The following is a 20520-nucleotide window of genomic DNA, read 5'->3' on the forward strand; positions in this document are numbered from 1 at the left end:
ACCCCATAATGCTTCTCTCTTAAAATCTTTTTTTCTTCTTCTTTTAGAAAGTCTTTCATATATATAATATCGGCATTTTTCCTTTTTTGCTTAATACTTTTTCGCAAACGAATTGCTTTTTGGTATAATTAATATAATATATCCTGTTTAGAAGGTAATTCTGGACAAAGGTAGCGAAATATAGGAAAATATACTGAAATAAAATTGGTTTTTTTGTGTTATGCTAAAACAAAAATGGTTTGCAAACTTTTTGGTTAAACAGTAGTCAGGCATCTTAACCTTAACCCTTTAACAAAAGGGTTTGCTTGAAATTCAATTGATTTTTGGTATACATTGATGATTAATGTTAAAAAAAATAGAAAAATCCATTTTAACGGGTTGTTCTATAACCTTCTCCTTGCCATTTCAAGATATTCCTTAAAGACCTCATTATTTGGTTCTTTCTCCAATGCCTTTTCTAAAATAGAGCAAGCATCTTTAAACCTTCCAACAACGCCATATGCCGCACCCAATGTACCCATATAGCTTGAATTATTTGGGTCAAACTTAATCGCCATTTCAAGCTCTTTTATTGCACTATCTGCCTTTCCCATATTAAGATAGTATTGCCCAAGGTCAGCATGGTAATATGAATAGCTATAAATTATCTCCCTTGCCCAGACATCCTTGTTTGTTTTATCAAAAACACCCCTATATGAAAATGTATATTCATTCTTTGGAAGAACTGTATTTGAGATTCCAAGCTTTAGCCTATAAATAAGCCCATCCTTTTCTATCCTATCAATATATGGTGTATCTATCCTTTCATCCTTTCTAAAGAATGTGTAATAAATAGGAAGATTATCCTCATTGCTTTGAATAATTGCGCTCATTGTCTTTTCATACATTCCCATTATCTCCCTACTTTCAGCCCAAATTTTATCTTGGGTCTTTAAAATATCCATTGTTTTAGGAGAGGATATCCAAGGGTGTAATTCAATAATCTTTTCCATAAACCAGGGTCTTTGTAAGAAATGTATGGGAATTATAGAAACATCCCTTCTTACTTCCTCAACACATTGAAAATACCACAGGGGAAATACCTCAAGGTCAATCCTGTCAAATAAAATAGCATTATTTGGAAGGGGCTTTAATAGATTCCTTCCAAAATCATAGGCAAAATAATACCTTGAGAAATCTGATTTATGATAATTAAATGATAATGAAATAATAAACAATAAAACAAAAACAAATTGAGGGATTTTTTTAAAATATTCAATTATATATTTCATCCCAAAGCCTATTAAAATTGAGGTGCAAAGAAATGTTGGAAGGTTATATGATTCCATATCAACCAGCTCTTCAATCTTTGCATAGACAGAAAGGCTAAAATAGGAATTAACAATAATTGTAAGGAGAATAAAGAAAAAAAGCCTCCTTTCCTTAAAAAGCCTTATAAATCCAGGAACGACAAAAACAAGCAAAAATGAAAATTGTTTTATAACAACACCAATATGCTCACTTAGATTCTTAAAAAAGAATGAGGAAAACATTTTCTCTCTAGCCATTGCTATTGTTACATAATCAACAAATGCCTTGAAGGTAATAGGAAATCCCCAATCAATCTCTGGCTTTGCCAATGCCCTAATGGGAAGGTAAAGGTATATTGAAAATCCAAGCAGGAATAAGAGAAAAAGGTTAAATAGGATTTTTGGTTTAAATGCCCTTTTGTCTGTTACAAAGACAAGGTAAAATAATGATGGAAATATTGTAGCAGAGAGGTTATGGTTTGAAACAGCCAATCCATAGATAAAGGCAAGGAGATAAAGGTATTTTTTCTTTTTCTGTCTATGCCAAATAAAAATTATGTAAAAACATAGAGAGACAAAAAGCACAAAGAGGGAGTAAATCTTTATATAGCTTGCTATTTTCCAGAAGGTTGATGAAAAAGCAAAGATAAGGGATGAAGAAAATGCAATATATTGGTCTTCCCCTCTTTTAGAGGGGTGTCCCGAAGGGACGGGGTGTTTTAAAATATGCTCTAAAGATAAGAATAAAACAAAGATTGCACAGCTTGATATAACAATGGTAATAAAACCCATCCTCATTGCAATATTTGATATTGGGATATAGCTTGCAAGCTTTGTAATTATTGTATATAGACAATATCCAGATGGATGGGCAAGGCCAAGGATATATCCACAGGCTACATGGTCTCCAGCATCACCAAATGTAAGTGTTGGTGATAGGGTTTTTAGATAGACAATAAATGGGATAAAGAAGCTTAAAATTGTAATTGGGATTCGGAATTTGGGATTCTGAATTTGGGGTTGTAAGGCTTTTTTCATAGCTTACAGGACATTATAATAGCATCCTCTCCTCCATCATAATAGCTCTTTCTTATTCCTGTTTCTATAAATCCCTGCTTCTTATAGAACGATATTGCACCTAAATTTTTTCTCCTTACCTCAAGGAACATCTTTTTTCCTCCCTCCTCCCTTGCAATTTTTATAATAAGACCAAGAAGAAAAGAGCCTATACCCTTTTTTCTATACAATGGATGGATAGCAAGATTAACAAGGGATACCTCATCTTCTGCTATGCTAAATCCACCATATCCTATAATTTTCCCATTCTCTTTTGCTACATAAAAACTTCCATTTTTCATCTCTTCCTCAAACATCCCTTTTGTCCAGGGGTCTTCAAATGATAGATTTTCTATCTCCAATACCTCCTTTAAATCATTATACATAAGCTTATGGATAGATACAGAAATCACCTATTTTTTCTTTATTCCTGCTTAGCTAAACACATACAATCCCCCAATCCTATCTCTTTTAAGATTCCAGAGAGCCTATTTATCATTTTAGAAACAAATGGTTTCGCACAAGGAACAAAACAGAAATCTTTGCAAGGTGCTATAGCAAGCTTCTCTACACCCTTCTCTATTAAGGAAAGGAAAAATGGAATTCCAACGCTTAATATGCAGCGAACCCTTATTGCATCATATGAGGGACAATCAAAACAAGCTATAGTTACCTTCCTTGGGTATTTATCTTTTAGGAAAATTTCAGGAAGCCTTATTGCATTGTCTGGACAAAATCCTGCACATATTCCACAGGATTGGCAATCTTCTAAGGATGGCAATGCCCTCTTTTCTTCCCTTTTTATTCCCTTAAGTGGACAGACCCTTATACAGGTAAGGCAGAGGGCACAGGTTTCTTTTTTCTGCTCTGGCCCTTTTCCACAATAAAGGCAACGACCTGCCTCAAGAAAGACATTATCCAATGTATATGTTTTCTCTATTTCATTAAAAGAAACCCTCCTTTGCTCAATTTCTAAACATTCTGGCTTTACCCTTTCTTTGTGAGCTATAAGGGGTAATACTTCGGCTGATATAGGCGATATTGGATTATATTCCACCTCCCGACCCTCTGACTTTCTAACCTTCTGACCCTCTGACTTAAAATAGCAATGAATAGCCAAAGCCGTCCTTCTTCCTGAGGCAATTGCAGAAGCTACATTTGAAGGGCCTAAAACAATATCTCCGCAAGCAAATAAGCCATTAAAGCCATCTTCTTTCAACATATCCTGTGTAACGCCTCCCTTTTTTAAAGCATCCCAATCTGCCATCTGACCAATAGCCATAATTATTGTATCTACATCAAATGTTCTTGTCTTTTTCTCATCAAATTTGGGAGAAAATCTTTTATTTTCATCAAATAGCTCCAAGACCTTCATAACAACCAATTGTTCTATTTTCCCATTTTTCCTTACTAATTCCTTCGGTCCAAACCCAGGAAAAATTTTTACTCCCTCCTCTTCTGCTTCTATTTTTTCCTCCTTAAAGCAGGGCATATTCTCATAATCCTCAAGGCAGATAAGGGAAACATCCCTTTCCATCCTTAAAGATGCCCTTGCACAATCAATGGCAACATTGCCTCCACCTATAACCAAAACCTTATTTCCAAGGGAAACACCACCTTCAAACTTTATTGCCTCAAGGAATTTTAGGGCAGGAATTACACCATCACCATCAATTACCTTTATTCCCCTACTCAAAGGAAGACCACAAGCAATGACAATAGCATCATATTCCTTTTTTAAGTCATCCAAAGAAAAATCATCCCCAAATCTCTTATTTGTTTTTATAGAAAGACCGGCATTAACAAGATTTTCAATCTCCTTTTTTAAAATATTCGGGGGAAGCCTCCAGGATGGAATGGTAGTACAAGGCATCCCTCCAGCTTGTTCTTTCTCTTCAAATACATCCACTCTATATCCTAGCTGAAGAAGATGCCAGGCACAAGAAAGACCAGAGGGACCTCCTCCTATAACCGCAATTCTCTCTTTTTGAAATACCTTTTGCTTTGGAAGGGATGAGATGGTATCTCCCAAAAACCTTTTGATATTGCATATAGATATTGGTTCATCAACATCCCCTCTTCTACAGGCATCCTCACAGGGATGAAAGCAGATTCTTCCAAGTATTGAGGGAATACAAGCCTCTTTTGCAATTAAAAGATATGCCTCATTAAACCTTCCCTCATTTGTCAGCCTAATATAATCTGGAATAGGAAGGTTAATTGGACACTTATCTACACAAGGTGCGATCTCCATAAAAACTCAAAACTTAAAGCTTAAAACCAAAAACTGATGTTTTACATTTTTATAAAAATCTTTACCACAATTTTGCATTTTTAATTTTAAGTTTTTAGCTTTTATTTTATCATCGCAGGGAGGCTGAATATTGGAAGATACATACAAACAACAATAAATCCAACAACTATTCCAAGTATAACAATCATTACTGGCTCAAGTATAGAGGATAAAGCAGCAACCGTTGCATCAACCTCCCTATCATAGTAATCAGCTGCCTTAAATAGCATTGCATCCAAAGCACCTGTCTCCTCTCCTACAGATATCATCTGAACAACCATCGGAGGAAATACGCCAGATCTCTTTAATGGGTCTGAAATTCTCTCTCCCTCCTTAATGGCATTCCTTGCATCAATAATAGCAAGCTCAACAACCCTATTTCCAGATGTCTGGGCAACAATATCCAATGCTTCAAGGATTGGAACACCGGATCTAACAAGGGTTCCCAATGTTCTTGTAAATCTAGCAATGGCTATTTTTCTAAATAGGTCACCAAATAAAGGGATTTTAAGGATAATACGATGCCATTGTAGCCTTGCTTTAGCTGACCTATTAATGACTATATTTATTATAGTAACAATAATAGCTATTATAAGGAAAACAAGCCATATCCAGTGAACAAGAAAATCAGATATATTTATCAATATCTGGGTTGGTTTTGGAAGGCTCTGTCCAAATGTCTCAAATACCTCCTTAAATTTTGGAATGACAAATACAAGAAGGAATGTAACAACACCAACAGCAACAAGAAGAATCATTGCTGGATAAACCATTGCACCTATAACCTTTCTCCTTAGCTCTGCAATATTCTCAAGGTATGTTGCAATTCTTTCCAAAACCTCATCCAAAACACCGCCTATCTCACCAGATTTAACCATACTTATATAAAGCCTATCAAAACAGGATGGATACTTTGCCAAAGCAGATGATATAAATTCACCACCCTCAATATCCCTTCGGACATTTGTTAAGATTTTCTGAAAGGATTTCTTTTTTGCCTGTTCAACAAGGATATTTAAGCATTGAACAACAGGGATGCCTGCATTGATAAGGGTTGAAAGCTGACGAGAAAAAATAACCCTATCTCCCAAACCAGGCTTATCTAAAATATTTATCTTATCAAGTAGATCTTCAATACCAATACCCTTTTGTGCTTCTGTTGATAAGACCCTTAAGCCTTGTGCTCTAAGTTTTCCTAATGCCTCTTTTAGATTAGCCGCCTCTATCTTTCCAGAGATAGAAGCGCCCCCTGCATCCCTTGCCTTATAAGAAAATACCGCCATCTTAAAAACTCAAAACTTAAAACTCAAAACTAAAAACTAATGTTAATTTAAATTTTGACTTCTCCATTTTTTAATAAATCTTTACATCAATTTTGCATTTTTAGTTTTAAATTTTAAATTTTTAATATCCTCCTGCCTTAAGCATTGTCTGTGCTTGGGTTGCTCCTCCTGCAACCATCTTTTTAAAACCTTCTGGGTCTTGGGAATGAATTAGGGCATTTTCATAGGTAATCATTCCCTTTCTATATAGATCAACCAATGCTGAATTCATTGTCTGCATTCCAAATTGCTTTCCTGCCTGCATAATGGTATATGCCTGGTGAATCTTTCCATCCCTAATTAAATTTGCAATGGCTGGCGTTGAAATAAGAATTTCACAGCAAACAACCCTACCCCTTCCACTTGCATGGGGGATAAGACACTGAGATAGAGTTGCCTTTAAGACAAAGGAAAGCTGTGCCCGAACCTGTTGTTGTTGATGGGCTGGATAGACATCAATAATTCTATTTACAGATTGAATAGCATCTGGTGTATGAAGGGTTGCAAAAACAAGATGTCCTGTTTCTGCTATTGTAAGGGCGGCAGAGATTGTTTCCAGGTCTCTCATCTCACCTACAAGAATTATATCTGGGTCTTGTCTTAACATATGCTTTAAAGCCTGTGCAAATGACTTTGTATCAGCTCCTACTTCCCTTTGGACAACAAGGCAGCTTTTATGGCGGTGTAAAAATTCAATTGGGTCTTCAACAGTAATGATATGCGATTTCTTATTTGTATTAAGATAATCAATCATAGCTGCCAATGTTGTTGATTTTCCTGTTCCTGTTGGACCTGTAACAAGAACAAGTCCAACGGGAAATTCTACAATCTTTTTTACAACAGGAGGGACGCCAAGCTGATCAAATGATGGTATCTCATTAGGAATTCCCCTTAAAGCTGCTCCTATTGTTCCCCTTTGTCTAAAGACATTCATCCTTATCCTTCCAACATCCTTAACACCAAATGATATATCAAGCTCATTCTCCTCCTCAAACCTTCTTTTTTGCTCATCTGTAAGGACAGAATATATAAGCTGTTGAGAGGCATCTGGCATAAGCCTTTCGGTTCCCTCAATTGGTGTCATTACACCATCAACCCTAAGCTGTGGAGGAGCACCAATAACAAGATGGATGTCAGAGGCTCCCCTCTCAACCATCTCATGCACCAAAAACTCCATTGTAAGCATCTTAGGAAACTTAAAACTAAAAACGCAAAACTAAAAACCTAGACCCTAGAGCCATTTTTGTTTTGCATTTTGACTTTTGCATTTTGCAATTTTCTCCATTACGCTTCCGATGTTATCCTCATCATCTCATCTACTGATGTAGCTCCAGAAAGAACCTTTCTAACAGCTGCTTCCCTTAAGGTTATCATTCCACTATCAACAGCGGCTTTATAGATGATATGTGATGACTCTCTATGAATAATTAGCTCCTTTATCTGCTCATTTACAACAAGAATTTCATATACACCAGCCCTTCCCTTATAACCGATATTTACACACCTTTCGCATCCACCAGGCTTATATAATGTAACAACATTCTCCCAAACATCTATTCCCATACCCCTTACGCTTTCTCCAGGAACCTCATAGGCAACCTTACAATTGCAAAGCTTTCTAACAAGCCTCTGGGCAACAACCATAACTACTGTTGAAGCTATTAAAAACGGCTCAACGCCCATATTAACAAGCCTTGTTACAGCACCAGCTGCATCATTTGTGTGAAGGGTTGAAAAAACCAGATGTCCGGTTAAGGCGGCATTTATAGCAACCTCTGCTGTTTCCCTATCCCTTATCTCACCAACGAGGATAATATCAGGGTCCTGCCTCATAAATGACCTTAAACCAGATGCAAAATCAAATCCAATATCGGCCTTTGCCTGAACCTGATTAACGCCACCAAGAACAAATTCAACAGGGTCTTCTATTGTCATAATATTCTTATCCGGTGTATTTATGCTTCTTAAGGCAGAATATAGGGTTGTTGTCTTTCCACTTCCTGTTGGACCTGTAACCAATATCATTCCATGTGGAATATTTATATTCTTTTCAAATATAGCCAAAGCATCTGGTTCAAAGCCTAATGATGTAAGGTCAACGCATAAATTTGAAGAATCCAAAATCCTTATCACGGATTTCTCACCAAAATTTGTTGGAAGGGTTGAAACCCTAAAATCTACCTCCCTTCCCTCAACCCTAAGCTTTGCCCTTCCATCTTGAGGAAGCCTACGCTCTGAAATATCCATCTCTGACATAATCTTTATCCTTGAAATAAGTGGATGAAGAAGCTCTTTTGGTGGAGAGGCAACCTCATAAAGGACACCATCTATTCTATACCTTATCCTTAAAGAATGTTCATAGGGTTCAATATGGACATCGGATGCCTTTGATTTAACAGCCTCTGTTAATAGATGATTGACAAGGTTTATTAAGGGTGCCTCAGAGCCTTGACGCATAATTTTGTCTATATTCATCTCATCAGCAACAACCTTGACCTCAACCTTCTTTTTTGGCAATTCCTTTATCTTCTTTTCATCCATACCACTTTCATAATAATTTTTAATGGCATTTCTTACGCCTGCCTCTGATGCAATATTTGGTTTTATTTGATAGCCTGTCTCTACAACAAGCTCATTTATAACAGTAGCATTTAAGGGGTCAACCATTGCAACCTTTAAAACAGAATCCTCCTTTGCATAGGGAAAGAGAAGGTATTTCTTTGCTATTTCATATCTGATAAGGGAAACAGCGAGGATGTCAATTGGTGCTTTTGAAAGGTCAATATATGGAATATTAAACTTGCTTCCCAAAAATGCAACAAGGGCTTCTTCCTCTATTAAGCCTAATCTTATCAATACCCTTGAAAATTGCTCATTTGTCTTTTTTTGTTCTAATATTGCCTTCTCAAGACCCTCTTTTGTAATAAGCCTTGCCTCAACAAGCATATTTCCAATTAAATGCTTTCCTTTTAAACTTCTTTGAGGTTCACCCATCTTTCATTCACCTTTACCCAATCTTTAAAATTTATCTTAATGTCCTTTACACCTTTTATATATTTTATATCCTTTTCAATCTTTAAAAGCATAAGTGGTATATCTTCTTCTTTAACATTTCCTCCCATAAAACTTAACTCACCTTTCACAAGAATACAACCATTACTCGTTGAAACATTAACCGTCTTTGTATCCACAAACCTTTTTACAAGGGTTGCCTTCACTTCCACATTTATCTGCCAATCCTCTGTCATTTTTACTATTTTACAAAAACAATCCTAAAAAGTCAAGTGAACAATTGGAGGCGAGGGAATTTGAACTATAAGATTTTCTAGTGCCCTTTACTCCTGCCTAGTCGCAAAGATGCACAACAAAATCTAATAGTTCGGCCCTTCGCTAAAGCTTCGGGCTTCAAATCCCCTTCCTTCATTCTTCAATTTTTTACACCTGGAGGCGAGGGGATTTGAACCCCCAACCTTATCCATGCGAAGGATACGCTCTCCCAATTAAACTACGCCCCCCAATAAAATAAGGTAATAAAAAATAGGGGCTGATATAATAATTGAATCAAATACATCAAGGATTCCACCATATTCGGATATCCAAGAATCAGAATCCTTTTTTCCAACATTTCTCTTAAAGATTGATTCGGCAAGGTCTCCAAATAGACCAATAAAGGCAAATAATATCCCAAAGAGTGTTCTTTTAAGCAGAGAAAAGCCAATATAATGCCCAATAAAAATGGAGATAGCAACAGAGGAAACAATGGCTCCAATGAGCCCTTCAATAGATTTATTTGGAGATATGGGAAATATATTTCTGTGTTTTCCAAGGTGCTTTCCTATGAGCCATCCACCTCCATCAGCAGACCAAACAACAGAGAAAAGATATAGAAGATAAAAACTTCCATTGAAAAGACCTCTTATAAGAATAAGGTGGCTTGTTAGCCATCCGATATAAAAAATGCCAAAGATAACGGCAATGATGCTATTGTTTGTTATGATTAAAATAATCCTTTTTATAAAAATTCCAAAAAAGAGAAGAAGAAGGATGAAAAATGAAATAATGGCTCCATAGAATGAATTTGAAAGAAAAGAGAGAAAGAATGGATATTTATAATCCAAAGAGGCACTTCCTATAAGAAGAATTCCAACCAAAAGACCTAAAAACCACCAATCCTCTTTTTGAACCATATTGTAGAATTCAAATAGCCCAAGGAGGATAACAGAGCCTATTAAAATTGTAAAAAATATCCTCTCCTCTATAAATGTTGTATAAGCCAAAAATGGAAGGAAAAGCAACGGTGCAAAAAATTTCTTCATTATTTAATAAATTTTACCACAATTTTGAATTTTGCATTTTGATTTTTGCATTTTTATCATATTCCTCCAAACCTCCTTTTCCTCTCCTGATAATCCTTTATTGCCTCCATAAGATGCTCCTTATTAAAATCAGGCCAAAAAACTGGCGTTATCCAAATCTCTGCATACGCTATCTGCCAAAGAAGAAAATTGCTTATTCTCATCTCTTTGCTTGTCCTTATAAGAAGGTCAGGGTCAGGTAATGGATAAGTATCAAGGGATGAGGAGATAAGCCTTTCGTCTATTTCATCTAATTTAATCTCACCCTTTAATGCCTTTTCTGCAATCTTCTTACAAGCCCTTACTATCTCATCCCTTGCTCCATAATTTAAGGCAATATTCAAAATAAGCCCTTTATTTTCTTTTGTTTTATTACAAGCATCCTCTAATAGGCTTAATACCTTTTTTGGAAGCTTTTTAATTTCGCCGCAGGTTCTTATCTTAACATTATTTTTCATCAGCCCTTCTATTTTCTTTTTTATATACTCACAAAAAAGATTCATCAAAAACGACACCTCATTTTCTGGCCTTTTCCAATTTTCTGTAGAGAAGGCATAAAGGGTAAGAACCTTAATCCCAAGGTCTGATGCAGCTTTAATTATCCGCTCCACTGCCTTCATTCCCTCCCTATGTCCAGCTATCCTTGGAAGATTTCTTTCTAATGCCCACCTCCCATTTCCATCCATAATTATAGCAATATGTTTAGGGAGACTCATTTATAGATTCTTTAGCCTATGGATTTGCAGGCTCAATGCAAGCCTTTCAGCTACTAAAGAAACAAGCCATTCCTCTTCTTTCAAAGGAGGATGAGAGGATAAAAATCCAAGCCATACAACGCCGACAATACTATCCTCTATCCTTATTGGATAGCAGAAAACACTTTTTACAGGCACTTCCTTAACAAATGGGTCAATAAATGATGGGTCCTTTGAAAGAGAGGGGATTGCTATAGGCCTTCCTGTAAGAAATACCTCTCCACAGGTACCAACGCCTATCTCTATCTTTGTCTTTTCACAGACACCTTTTGGAATTCCTGTTCCTGCTACAATCCTTAAAAATCCATCCCTTAAAGCCAATATTGCCGCAATCTCTGGCTTTAAAACCTCGTTTATCCTATCTAGGCCAATCCTCATAATCTCATCTTCTGTTTCTCCCTGAATCTTCCAGACAGCTGTTGAATAAAGAATGGAAAGCAGGGCTATTTGTTTTTCTAAATCCCCCTCTTTTTCCAATGCATCTTCTTTCATTTTATTCTATCGCCAATACTCCAATGGACTTATTATGAAAATCAGACCTATGTGTCCTTAATGGACCTATTTCACCATAGCCATAAAACCCAATCATCGGAACATCCTTTGTCTCTTTCTTAATTTCATCTATCTCATTCTTTGCATCCTCACCTAAAATTAACATCCTGTATGATGAGGGGAAAAGAAAAACAATCTTGGGATGAATTTCTGAAATAGCATCACTAATAGCCTCATGACCTGCATTGATAAGCGATGAGGGATTCTGACCTAATATGCGAATTATTGAATTCTCTGGAATATATGAATCACAAGCGATTGAGCCATCCTTTCTAAACTCTAAAAATGATTTTATCTTGTAATCGCCTGTTGTTTGAGGGATACCAATGGGAGAATTCCTGACCTCCTTAATATCAATAGGAGAGCCAAAGGCAAGCTCATCCTCAGAAAGACCCAAAAACTCCAAATAGACCTTTGATGCCCTATGGCTATCAATCTGATATATTACATTCTCCTTTGATGATGTTACCCTTAAGGGTGGAGATTTGGGAGAAAAGCCATGTCTTAAGGATGTTTTAATTCTTGCAGATGTTTTAAAAAATGCAGAAACCAGGCCTTGGGTGAATATCTTTCCATTCAGGAATTGATATGTTTTATTTCTTTTTAGGTCATCTCCTGCTAATGCACCTCCTAACGAAATGCAGGGAGAAAGGTAATCGTTTATCCCCTTTACCACGAGGCTTGTTTGTGGAAAAAGCCCATCTGATAAAACAAGCAAAAAACCCTTTTTATATTCATCACTTACAATCCCTTGACCAGCCTCCCTTGGATTTTTATAGATATCCTCAATCCCTCTTGCCTCTATCCCTTCCCCATTCTCACATTTTACAGCAATCACAAGAGAGGAGCCAAATAAAATATCATCCTTTATCTCGCCAGAGGTTGTGCATCCAATCATAGGTGCTTTAGAAGATGCAAGAAATACAGAAGAGACAAGAGCTTCTATATCAAATATTGTTGATGCAAAGAGGATAATAAGGTCTGGCTTTTTAATAGAAGAAAGGGCTTCTGAAACAGCCTCCTTTCCTGCCTTTATTGAATCCCTATTCTTTGATACGCCTATTCCGAATTCCATTGTCGCTTCGCTTAATTTTAAATTATAAATTTTAAATTTTCATTCTTCAACTTTATATTCCCCTTCAATTACATCTTCTTTCTTTTCCTCTTTTGGAGGCTCAGCCTGAGTTTGGGTTCCTGTTTGTGTTTGTTGCCCTGCTTTTGCTTGTGCCTCCCTATAAACAGCCTCACCAAGCTTTTGCGAGGTTTTTAAAAGCTCATCTATCCCCTTCTCTATTGCGGCTTTATCATCTCCCTTTATCTTTTCCTTTAAAGCAGAAATAGAATCCTCAATAGCCTTTTTTTCATCAGCAGATACCTTATCTCCATATTCCTTTAATGCCTTCTCTGTTGCATAGATTATATTATCAGCCTTGTTTTTTTCCTCTTGCAATTCCCTCTTTTTCTTATCCTCCTCTGCATGAAGCTCTGCCTCCCTTACCATCCTTTTTATTTCATCATCTGTAAGACCAGAAGATGGCTGAATCCTTATGGATTGCTCCTTCCCTGTTCCCAAATCCTTTGCAGAAACATGCATAATACCATTTGCATCAATGTCAAATGTAACCTCTATCTGGGGAAATCCCCTTGGTGCTGGAGGGATGCCAATAAGGTCAAACCTTCCCAGGCTCTTCATCCCATCATCATATACATAAGCCCTTTCTCCCTGAAGAACATGGATTGTTACAGCATTCTGGTTATCCTCTGCTGTTGAGAATATCTGGCTCTTCTTTGTTGGAATTGTTGTATTTCTATCAATAAGCTTTGTAAATACTTGACCCAATGTCTCAATGCCCAAAGATAATGGTGTTACATCCAAAAGAAGGACATCTTTTACCTCTCCCTTTAAAACACCAGCTTGTATTGCCGCACCTACAGCAACCACCTCATCTGGATTCACACCCTTATGAGGCTCCTTTTTAAACAGCTCCTTTACAAGCTCCTGAACCTTTGGCATTCTTATCTGCCCACCAACAAGGACAACCTCATTTATATCATCCGCACTTAAACCTGCATCTTTTAAGGCATTTAAGCAGGGCTTCCTTGTTCTCTCAATAAGGTCATCCACCAATTGCTCAAGCTTTGCCCTTGTTAATGTTATGGTTAGATGCTTTGGTCCTGTTGCATCTGCTGTTATAAATGGAAGGTTTATCTCAGACGAAAGGGTTGTTGAAAGCTCACATTTTGCCTTTTCTGCTGCCTCCTTTAGCCTTTGCAGGGCAACCCTATCCTTCCTTAAATCTATTCCCTGCTCCCTTTGAAATTCATCAGCAAGCCAATCAATTATCCTCTGGTCAAAATCATCTCCTCCCAGGTGTGTATCGCCATTTGTTGACTTTACTTCATAGACGCCCTCGCCAAGCTCAAGGATGGATATATCAAATGTTCCGCCACCTAAATCATATACAGCAATCTTTTCATTCCTTCCCTTTTTATCCAAGCCATATGCCAATGATGCGGCTGTTGGCTCATTGATTATCCTTAAAACCTCTAATCCTGCAATTTTTCCTGCATCCTTTGTTGCCTGTCTCTGGCTGTCATTGAAATATGCTGGGACAGTGATAACAGCCTGTGTTATCTTTTCACCCAAATATGCCTCGCAATCCTCTTTTAATTTCTTAAGTATCATCGCAGAGACCTCTGGTGGAGAATATTTTTTATCCTTTGTCATCACCCAGGCATCTCCATTATCTGCCGGGACAACCTTAAAGGGAACCTCAGATATCTCCCTTCCAACCTCGCTATGCTTTCTTCCCATAAATCTTTTTATGGAATATACGGTATTTTCTGGATTAACAACAGCCTGGCGTTTTGCAAGCTGACCTACAAGCCTGTCTCCCTCCTTTGTAAAGCCAACAACAGAGGGCGTTGTCCTTCCTCCCTCTATATTTGCTATAACCTTTGGCTCACCGCCTTCAATTATAGCCATACAGGAATTTGTTGTTCCTAAATCAATGCCTATTACCTTTGACATTTTATAACATCACCCCTTTTTTTATTAAAATTTTATAAAAAAACCAAACATTTTGCAAGGAAAATTATAAAATTTGTTTTATTGCCTTCTTTGTTTTTTCTATATCTTTATTGCTGTGAGATGTTGATAAGAAGCAGGCCTCAAATTGGGATGGAGGAAAATAGATTCCCTCTTTTAGCAGGCATTTGAAGAAATTGGCAAATCTTTCGCAATCAGAGGATTTTGCAGAAGCTAGAGAAAAAACATCTTTTTCTGTAAAAAATAGGGTGAACATTGAGCCAACTTGATTTATTTTGACAGATTTATTACAGCTTTCTAAAAGGTATTTTGTCTTTTCGGTAAGTTCCTGATATGGGTCTTCTTTTTTTAAAATACTTAAGACAGAAATGCCGGCAGATGTAACAATTGGATTTCCTGAAAATGTTCCAGCAGAAAAGCAGGTGCCATCTGGTGCAAGACAATCCATTATTTCCTTCCTTCCACCATAAGCACCAATAGGTAAGCCTCCTCCAATTATCTTTCCAAGGCAGGTAAAATCTGGTTTTATTCCAATAATATTTTGAAATCCACCAAAGCACAGCCTAAATCCTGTAATTATCTCATCAAAGATAAGGAGGATTTTATATTTTTCTGTTTCTTCCCTTAAAACCTTTAAAAATTCCAAAGATGCAGGGATAACGCCCATATTTCCAGCAACTGGCTCTATAATAACAGCGGCAATTTCGCTATAATATTTTTCAATTATTGCCCTAAATGAATGAATATCGTTATATGGAAGGACAATCGTTGTTTTTAAAAAATCCTCTGGAATACCAGAGCTTGTTGGAATCCCAAGTGTTGTTAAGGATGAACCACAGGATACAAGAAGGCTGTCAACACATCCATGATAACCTCCCTCAAACTTTATTATTTTATCCCTTTTTGTCCATCCCCTGCTAAGCCTTATAGTAGACATAACAGCCTCTGCTCCAGAATTAACAAGCCTTATCTTCTCAATAGATGGAATTGCCTTGCAAATTATTTGGGATAAAACAACCTCATTTTCTGTTGATAAGCCAAAACCACATCCTTTGTCTATTGCATCTTTTATAGCCTTACAAACCCTTTTTTCGCTATGACCCAATATAATTGCACCAAAAGAGAGGCAATAATCTATGTATTTCTTTCCTTCTCTATCAAAAAGGTAAGATTCTTCCCCTTTTTCAATAAATATTGGCTTTTGTTTAACAGCCCTAAAAGCCCTTGCTGGACTATTTACACCACCCGGGATATATTGAAGGGCTTTTTGATATAGGTCTTTCATACATATTTGTTTTGCATTTTTAGCTTTTTTTTTAATGTCTATGGTTATAGTTTATTATAAGGCTTACAGATTTGTCAAATTTAAGGAACCTTATCCACAACCTTCCTGAAATCCGAAATCTTAAAACAAATTCAAATGACTAAAATTGAAAATTCAAAACAATATAATTTAGAGGAACGAACGCTTATGTTTAGAATTTTGAATTTAGATATTGTTTCGTGCTTCGTGCTTCGGATTTTTAAAATTTATGTACGTGTTTAGCTTCGCTAAACATACAATTAAACAAAGCGATTTCTGGCTCTTTAGCATAAAGGAAGCTCAACACATATTAGGGAAGCTCAACACATACCGTGGTTCTAAACACATACATAATTTTATTTAGCCATTTAGACCAGCAATAATAATTGCGGTATTACCTTTCAATTATTTCCTTTTCTTTTTGTAAAAGGAGGTCATCTACTCTTTTTATATAACCGTCTGTCTCCTTTTGTATCTCATCTTTTAGCCTAAATGCATCGTCCTCTCCCATTTCTTTGTTTTTCTTCCTTTCGTCAATTTTATGGTTTAGCTCATGCCTTATATTCCTTATAGATACCCTCTTTTCCTCAACTAGAGCCTTTACCATTTTATCCAGCTCTTTTCTCCTCTCATCTGTTAAAGGAGGAATACTAAGCCTTATTATTTCGCCGTCAGATGTTGGATGTAATCCAATGTTGGCATTCATAATTGCCTTTGTGATTGCCTTTTCTTGTGTTTTATCCCAGGGGCTTATAACAATCTGCTTTGCATCAGGGATAGATATGCTTGCAAGCTGATTTATTGGAAGAAATCTTCCATAGCATTCTACCTTGATATGCTCAATAAGGCTAGCAGATGCCCTTCCTGTCCTTATATGAGAAAGCTCATCCTTGCAGGATTTAACAACTCCCTCCATCTTCTCCCTTGCATCTTTTATTACCTTTTCCATTCTTTACCTCCTTACAATGGTTCCGATTTTTTCTCCCATTATTGCCTTTTTCATATTCCCCTTTTGTAAAATATTAAATACAACAATAGCAAGATTATTTTCTCTGCATAGAGAAATAGCAGATGCATCCATTATCTTTAAATCATCCCTTAAAACATCCATATATGTCAGCTCATCATATTTTGTAGATGTTTTATCTATAAAAGGATCTCCACTATAAATACCCTCAACCTTTGTTGCTTTAAGGAGAACATCGGCATTTATCTCTGCAGCCCGCAATGCTGCCGCTGTATCTGTTGAGAAGAATGGATTTCCTGTTCCGCAGGCAAATATAACAATACGCCCCTTCTCTAAATGTCTTATTGCCCTCCTCCTTATGTATGGCTCTGCAACCTTTTCCATCTCAAGGCTTGAAAGAACCCTACAGGGTGTGCCGGTTTTCTCTAACGAATCCTGAAGAAATAATGAATTCATTAAGGTTGCAAGCATTCCTATATAATCAGCCGTAGCCCTCTCCATCCCTTTTGCATCCTTGTCTATTCCCCTAAAGAGGTTTCCACCACCCATACTTATGGCAATATCCACACCAAGCTCCTTGATTTCCTTTAGCTCATAGGATATGGAAATTGCCTTTTCTCTATCCATTCCATACCCAATATCCTTTGACAAAATCTCTCCCGACATCTTAAGAAGAACCCTTTTATACATTGGCTAAATTATATAAAATTTTACCAAATAAAGTAAAGTATATGTTTTTAGCTAATTTTAAGGAAAACAATGAAAAAAGCGAAAGAAAATTTGTAAAAACCCTAAAAGATTTGACTTATTTCCATATTAAAGCTTAATATATCTTTTATGAAAAAATTTTTTTTATTATTTATGATAGGAGCAAGCCTTTGTTATTCAATAAAGGTTTGCCCAAAGAAGGGAGGGGTAGGAGTATATGAGGGAAAGGGAACAGAGACAAGGATAGCAACCTTGCTTGGAAAGGCAAAGGTTCTGGAGAAATCTGGAACCTGGACAAAAATAAACATTACAGGATGGGTTCAATCTTTCCAAATCCAGGAGGTGAAGCCATTGAAGGCAAGGATAAAGACAACCATCGGTGAGATTGTTTTGGAGCTATTCTCTGAAGAGGCACCAAACACAGTAGCAAACTTTGTAAAGCTGGCAGAGAGCGGGTTTTATAATGGTGTTATATTCCATAGGGTAATACCTGGTTTTATGATTCAGGGAGGAGACCCAACAGGAACAGGTGGAGGAGGACCAGGCTATGTATTTGCTGATGAATTTTATCCTGATTTAAAGCACGATAAGCCGGGAATCCTCTCAATGGCAAATGCAGGTCCAAATACAAACGGCTCTCAATTTTTTATAACCGTAGCACCAACCCCCTGGCTTGATGGAAAGCATTCAATTTTTGGTCAAGTAATTAAGGGAATGGATGTTGTTGTTAAAATCTCCCAGGTTGAAAGGGGCGAGAGAGACAAGCCAATAAAGGATGTTATAATGGAAAAAGTAACCATAGAAAGACCATAGTGTGCGGAATTTGCGGAAAATTAAACCTTAACGGCTCTCCTGTAGACAAATCCCTCTTAGAAAAAATGACGGATGTCCTTTCCCACAGAGGGCCTGATGATTCTGGAATATACATTGAAGGCGAGATTGGATTAGGACACAGAAGGCTTTCAATCATTGATCTTTCCTTTGGACATCAGCCAATGTCAAATGAAAATGGAAAGATATGGATTGTATTTAATGGCGAGATATATAACTTTCAGGAATTAAAGGAAGGGCTTATAAAAAACCATTCTTTCAAAACACATTCTGATACAGAAACAATCATCCATCTCTATGAGGATTATGGGATTGATTGTGTAAAATATTTGCGGGGCATGTTTGCCTTTGCTATATGGGATAATGAGAAAAAGAGGTTATTCCTTAGCCGTGATAGGCTTGGAAAAAAACCCCTTGTCTATACAAGACAAAATGGCTCATTTCTCTTTGCATCAGAGATAAAATCTATCCTTTGTGATAAAGAAATTTCAAAAGAAATAGACCCAATTGCCATTCACCATTATTTAAGCTATGGATATATCCCATCTCCTTGGACAATATTTAAGGATATAAAGAAGCTTCCTCCTGCATCTATTCTTGTTTTTGAGGATGGAAAAGAGAGGATAGAGAGATATTGGATGCCAGAATATAAACCGAAACTTAAGATAAGTGAAAATGATGCAATATCAGAAATTTTAAGGCTTCTTAATGAGGCTATAAAATTAAGGCTTATATCAGATGTTCCATTGGGTGCATTCCTTTCTGGTGGAATTGATTCATCAACAATTGTGGCTATTATGGCAGGTTTAATGGATAGACCTGTTAAGACATTTTCTATTGGCTTTGAGGAGGAGGATTTTTCAGAGCTTCCTTATGCAAGGGTTGTCGCAAAGCATTTTAGGACAGAGCATCAGGAATTTATTGTAAAGCCAGATGCTATTGATATCCTTCCAAAACTTGCCTGGTTTTACAATGAGCCATATGCTGATTCATCAGCCATTCCTACATACTACCTTTCACAAATGACAAGAAAATATGTAACAGTTGCCCTAAATGGCGATGGAGGAGATGAGATATTCGCAGGATATGATAGATATTATGCCTGTAAGATTTCCTTGTCTTATGATAAGATTCCAAGAATTATAAGAGATGCAATCTTTAATGTAATAAAAAAAATTCCCGAAGGAGGAGGAAGGAGTGATATTGTCCGTAGGATAAAAAGATTTATGGGTGCAATATCTACATCTACAGAAATAAGAAGAAGATATGGAGATTGGATAACAATGTTTAGAAATGAGGAAAAAGATAGGCTCTATTCTCCTCTAATGAAGGAAAAAATAGAAAATATTGACTCATTAACGCTTCTTCTTTCCCTTTATAACATAGCACCAACAGACGATTTCCTTGAAAAAACAGCCTTTACAGACCTTATGATGTATCTTCCAGATGACCTTCTTGTTAAGGTAGACATTGCATCTATGGCAAATTCCCTTGAGGCAAGAAGCCCATTTTTGGACCATAAACTTGTTGAGTTTGTCTCAAAACTTCCCTTTGATATGAAATTAAGAAAAAATAAAAGCAAGTATATTTTAAAGAAGGCTATATCAAATATCCTTCCAAAGGAGATTCTTAAAAGGGGCAAGATGGGGTTTGGTGTTCCGATTGCAAGGTGGTTTAGGAATGAGCTTAAAGGCTATATCTATGATATTCTGTTAAGTGAAAAGGCAAAAAACAGGGGATACTTTAATATGGATGAGATAAAGAGAATCCTTGCAGAGCATACATCTGGCAAAACAAACTATGGCTATCCCATTTGGACACTTCTATTCTTAGAGATATGGCACAATGTTTTTGTGGATAAATAAACCAATACTACATTTATTGTAACTACTGCATTGTAACGCAAATTATTAAACAGGAATTATCACAAACCCTAAAAAATACTAATTTGCTTAAGATAAATCTCTATAATTCTGTTATTTAAACAGGGCACTTTTATTTCTTAAACTCCATCAATTTATGCTTATTAGTTTCTTTGTC

Annotated in this window: 17 protein-coding genes and 1 tRNA gene; 2 read left to right on the forward strand and 16 right to left on the reverse strand. The window is 36.6% G+C overall.

The features are described from left to right. Positions 1 to 383: 383 nt before the first annotated feature. From AB1630_03635 to pyrH, 16 genes are all read right to left on the reverse strand, one after another. A complete protein-coding gene (locus AB1630_03635) occupies positions 384 to 2327 on the reverse strand; it encodes a DUF2723 domain-containing protein (protein MEW6102901.1) in 1944 nt (647 codons plus the stop codon). Beyond that, entirely contained in the window at positions 2324 to 2731 is a 408-nt protein-coding gene (rimI, locus tag AB1630_03640; GenBank protein ID MEW6102902.1) for a ribosomal protein S18-alanine N-acetyltransferase, read from the reverse strand. The genes AB1630_03635 and rimI overlap by 4 nt, the downstream gene beginning before the upstream one ends. Before the next feature lie 38 nt (positions 2732 to 2769). Beyond that, positions 2770 to 4599 carry an FAD-dependent oxidoreductase gene (locus AB1630_03645; protein ID MEW6102903.1) on the reverse strand — a complete coding sequence of 610 codons (1830 nt, stop codon included), beginning with the start codon at positions 4597 to 4599 and terminating at the stop codon, positions 2770 to 2772. Positions 4600 to 4700: 101 nt separating this feature from the next. Then, on the reverse strand, positions 4701 to 5921 hold the full coding sequence (gspF, locus tag AB1630_03650; GenBank protein MEW6102904.1) for a type II secretion system inner membrane protein GspF: 1221 nt from the start codon (positions 5919 to 5921) through the stop codon (positions 4701 to 4703). Positions 5922 to 6042: 121 nt separating this feature from the next. Then, complete coding sequence (locus AB1630_03655; GenBank protein ID MEW6102905.1) at positions 6043 to 7146, reverse strand: type IV pilus twitching motility protein PilT; 1104 nt, start codon at positions 7144 to 7146, stop codon at positions 6043 to 6045. Positions 7147 to 7244: 98 nt separating this feature from the next. Further along, entirely contained in the window at positions 7245 to 8954 is a 1710-nt protein-coding gene (locus AB1630_03660) for an ATPase, T2SS/T4P/T4SS family (GenBank protein MEW6102906.1), read from the reverse strand. Further along, a complete protein-coding gene (locus AB1630_03665; protein ID MEW6102907.1) occupies positions 8930 to 9208 on the reverse strand; it encodes a hypothetical protein in 279 nt (92 codons plus the stop codon). Before AB1630_03665 ends, AB1630_03660 begins: the two co-directional genes overlap by 25 nt. A gap of 194 nt (positions 9209 to 9402) precedes the next feature. Continuing rightward, positions 9403 to 9475, reverse strand: a tRNA-Ala gene (locus AB1630_03670). After that, the gene (locus AB1630_03675) at positions 9461 to 10276 is read right to left on the reverse strand and encodes a phosphatidate cytidylyltransferase (GenBank protein ID MEW6102908.1); all 816 of its coding nucleotides are present in this window, start codon (positions 10274 to 10276) and stop codon (positions 9461 to 9463) included. The genes AB1630_03670 and AB1630_03675 overlap by 15 nt, the downstream gene beginning before the upstream one ends. A 56-nt stretch (positions 10277 to 10332) precedes the next feature. Then, the gene (locus AB1630_03680; GenBank protein ID MEW6102909.1) at positions 10333 to 11031 is read right to left on the reverse strand and encodes an isoprenyl transferase; all 699 of its coding nucleotides are present in this window, start codon (positions 11029 to 11031) and stop codon (positions 10333 to 10335) included. Continuing rightward, positions 11032 to 11562 carry a GAF domain-containing protein gene (locus AB1630_03685; protein ID MEW6102910.1) on the reverse strand — a complete coding sequence of 177 codons (531 nt, stop codon included), beginning with the start codon at positions 11560 to 11562 and terminating at the stop codon, positions 11032 to 11034. Position 11563: 1 nt separating this feature from the next. Then, positions 11564 to 12697, reverse strand: coding sequence for an FIST N-terminal domain-containing protein (locus tag AB1630_03690; GenBank protein MEW6102911.1), 1134 nt, complete (start codon positions 12695 to 12697; stop codon positions 11564 to 11566). A gap of 39 nt (positions 12698 to 12736) precedes the next feature. Beyond that, complete coding sequence (gene dnaK / locus AB1630_03695) at positions 12737 to 14653, reverse strand: molecular chaperone DnaK (GenBank protein MEW6102912.1); 1917 nt, start codon at positions 14651 to 14653, stop codon at positions 12737 to 12739. 64 nt (positions 14654 to 14717) lie between these two features. Continuing rightward, the gene (gene hemL / locus AB1630_03700) at positions 14718 to 15956 is read right to left on the reverse strand and encodes a glutamate-1-semialdehyde 2,1-aminomutase (protein ID MEW6102913.1); all 1239 of its coding nucleotides are present in this window, start codon (positions 15954 to 15956) and stop codon (positions 14718 to 14720) included. A gap of 412 nt (positions 15957 to 16368) precedes the next feature. Further along, on the reverse strand, positions 16369 to 16923 hold the full coding sequence (frr, locus tag AB1630_03705; GenBank protein ID MEW6102914.1) for a ribosome recycling factor: 555 nt from the start codon (positions 16921 to 16923) through the stop codon (positions 16369 to 16371). Between the two features lie 3 nt (positions 16924 to 16926). Continuing rightward, a complete protein-coding gene (gene pyrH / locus AB1630_03710) occupies positions 16927 to 17631 on the reverse strand; it encodes a UMP kinase (GenBank protein ID MEW6102915.1) in 705 nt (234 codons plus the stop codon). A gap of 147 nt (positions 17632 to 17778) precedes the next feature. On the opposite strand from pyrH, the gene AB1630_03715 reads away from it, so the two are divergent. Both AB1630_03715 and asnB read left to right on the forward strand, forming a co-directional pair. Beyond that, a complete protein-coding gene (locus AB1630_03715) occupies positions 17779 to 18462 on the forward strand; it encodes a peptidylprolyl isomerase (GenBank protein MEW6102916.1) in 684 nt (227 codons plus the stop codon). Further along, a complete protein-coding gene (gene asnB / locus AB1630_03720; protein ID MEW6102917.1) occupies positions 18462 to 20345 on the forward strand; it encodes an asparagine synthase (glutamine-hydrolyzing) in 1884 nt (627 codons plus the stop codon). The genes AB1630_03715 and asnB overlap by 1 nt, the downstream gene beginning before the upstream one ends. The last annotated feature ends 175 nt before the right edge of the window (positions 20346 to 20520 follow it).

Source organism: bacterium, assembly GCA_040753555.1.
In the GTDB taxonomy this organism is placed as follows: Bacteria; UBA9089; UBA9088; order UBA9088; family UBA9088; genus JBFLYE01.

Bases quoted from the DNA above. Each gene is read 5' to 3' on its own strand.
- AB1630_03635 (MEW6102901.1), bottom strand. From the start codon at position 2,327: ATGAAAAAAGCCTTACAACCCCAAATTCAGAATCCCAAATTCCGAATC.
- rimI (MEW6102902.1), bottom strand. From the start codon at position 2,731: ATGTATAATGATTTAAAGGAGGTATTGGAGATAGAAAATCTATCATTT.
- AB1630_03645 (MEW6102903.1), bottom strand. From the start codon at position 4,599: ATGGAGATCGCACCTTGTGTAGATAAGTGTCCAATTAACCTTCCTATT.
- gspF (MEW6102904.1), bottom strand. From the start codon at position 5,921: ATGGCGGTATTTTCTTATAAGGCAAGGGATGCAGGGGGCGCTTCTATC.
- AB1630_03655 (MEW6102905.1), bottom strand. From the start codon at position 7,146: ATGCTTACAATGGAGTTTTTGGTGCATGAGATGGTTGAGAGGGGAGCC.
- AB1630_03660 (MEW6102906.1), bottom strand. From the start codon at position 8,954: ATGGGTGAACCTCAAAGAAGTTTAAAAGGAAAGCATTTAATTGGAAAT.
- AB1630_03665 (MEW6102907.1), bottom strand. From the start codon at position 9,208: ATGACAGAGGATTGGCAGATAAATGTGGAAGTGAAGGCAACCCTTGTA.
- AB1630_03675 (MEW6102908.1), bottom strand. From the start codon at position 10,276: ATGAAGAAATTTTTTGCACCGTTGCTTTTCCTTCCATTTTTGGCTTAT.
- AB1630_03680 (MEW6102909.1), bottom strand. From the start codon at position 11,031: ATGAGTCTCCCTAAACATATTGCTATAATTATGGATGGAAATGGGAGG.
- AB1630_03685 (MEW6102910.1), bottom strand. From the start codon at position 11,562: ATGAAAGAAGATGCATTGGAAAAAGAGGGGGATTTAGAAAAACAAATA.
- AB1630_03690 (MEW6102911.1), bottom strand. From the start codon at position 12,697: ATGGAATTCGGAATAGGCGTATCAAAGAATAGGGATTCAATAAAGGCA.
- dnaK (MEW6102912.1), bottom strand. From the start codon at position 14,653: ATGTCAAAGGTAATAGGCATTGATTTAGGAACAACAAATTCCTGTATG.
- hemL (MEW6102913.1), bottom strand. From the start codon at position 15,956: ATGAAAGACCTATATCAAAAAGCCCTTCAATATATCCCGGGTGGTGTA.
- frr (MEW6102914.1), bottom strand. From the start codon at position 16,923: ATGGAAAAGGTAATAAAAGATGCAAGGGAGAAGATGGAGGGAGTTGTT.
- pyrH (MEW6102915.1), bottom strand. From the start codon at position 17,631: ATGTATAAAAGGGTTCTTCTTAAGATGTCGGGAGAGATTTTGTCAAAG.
- AB1630_03715 (MEW6102916.1), top strand. From the start codon at position 17,779: ATGAAAAAATTTTTTTTATTATTTATGATAGGAGCAAGCCTTTGTTAT.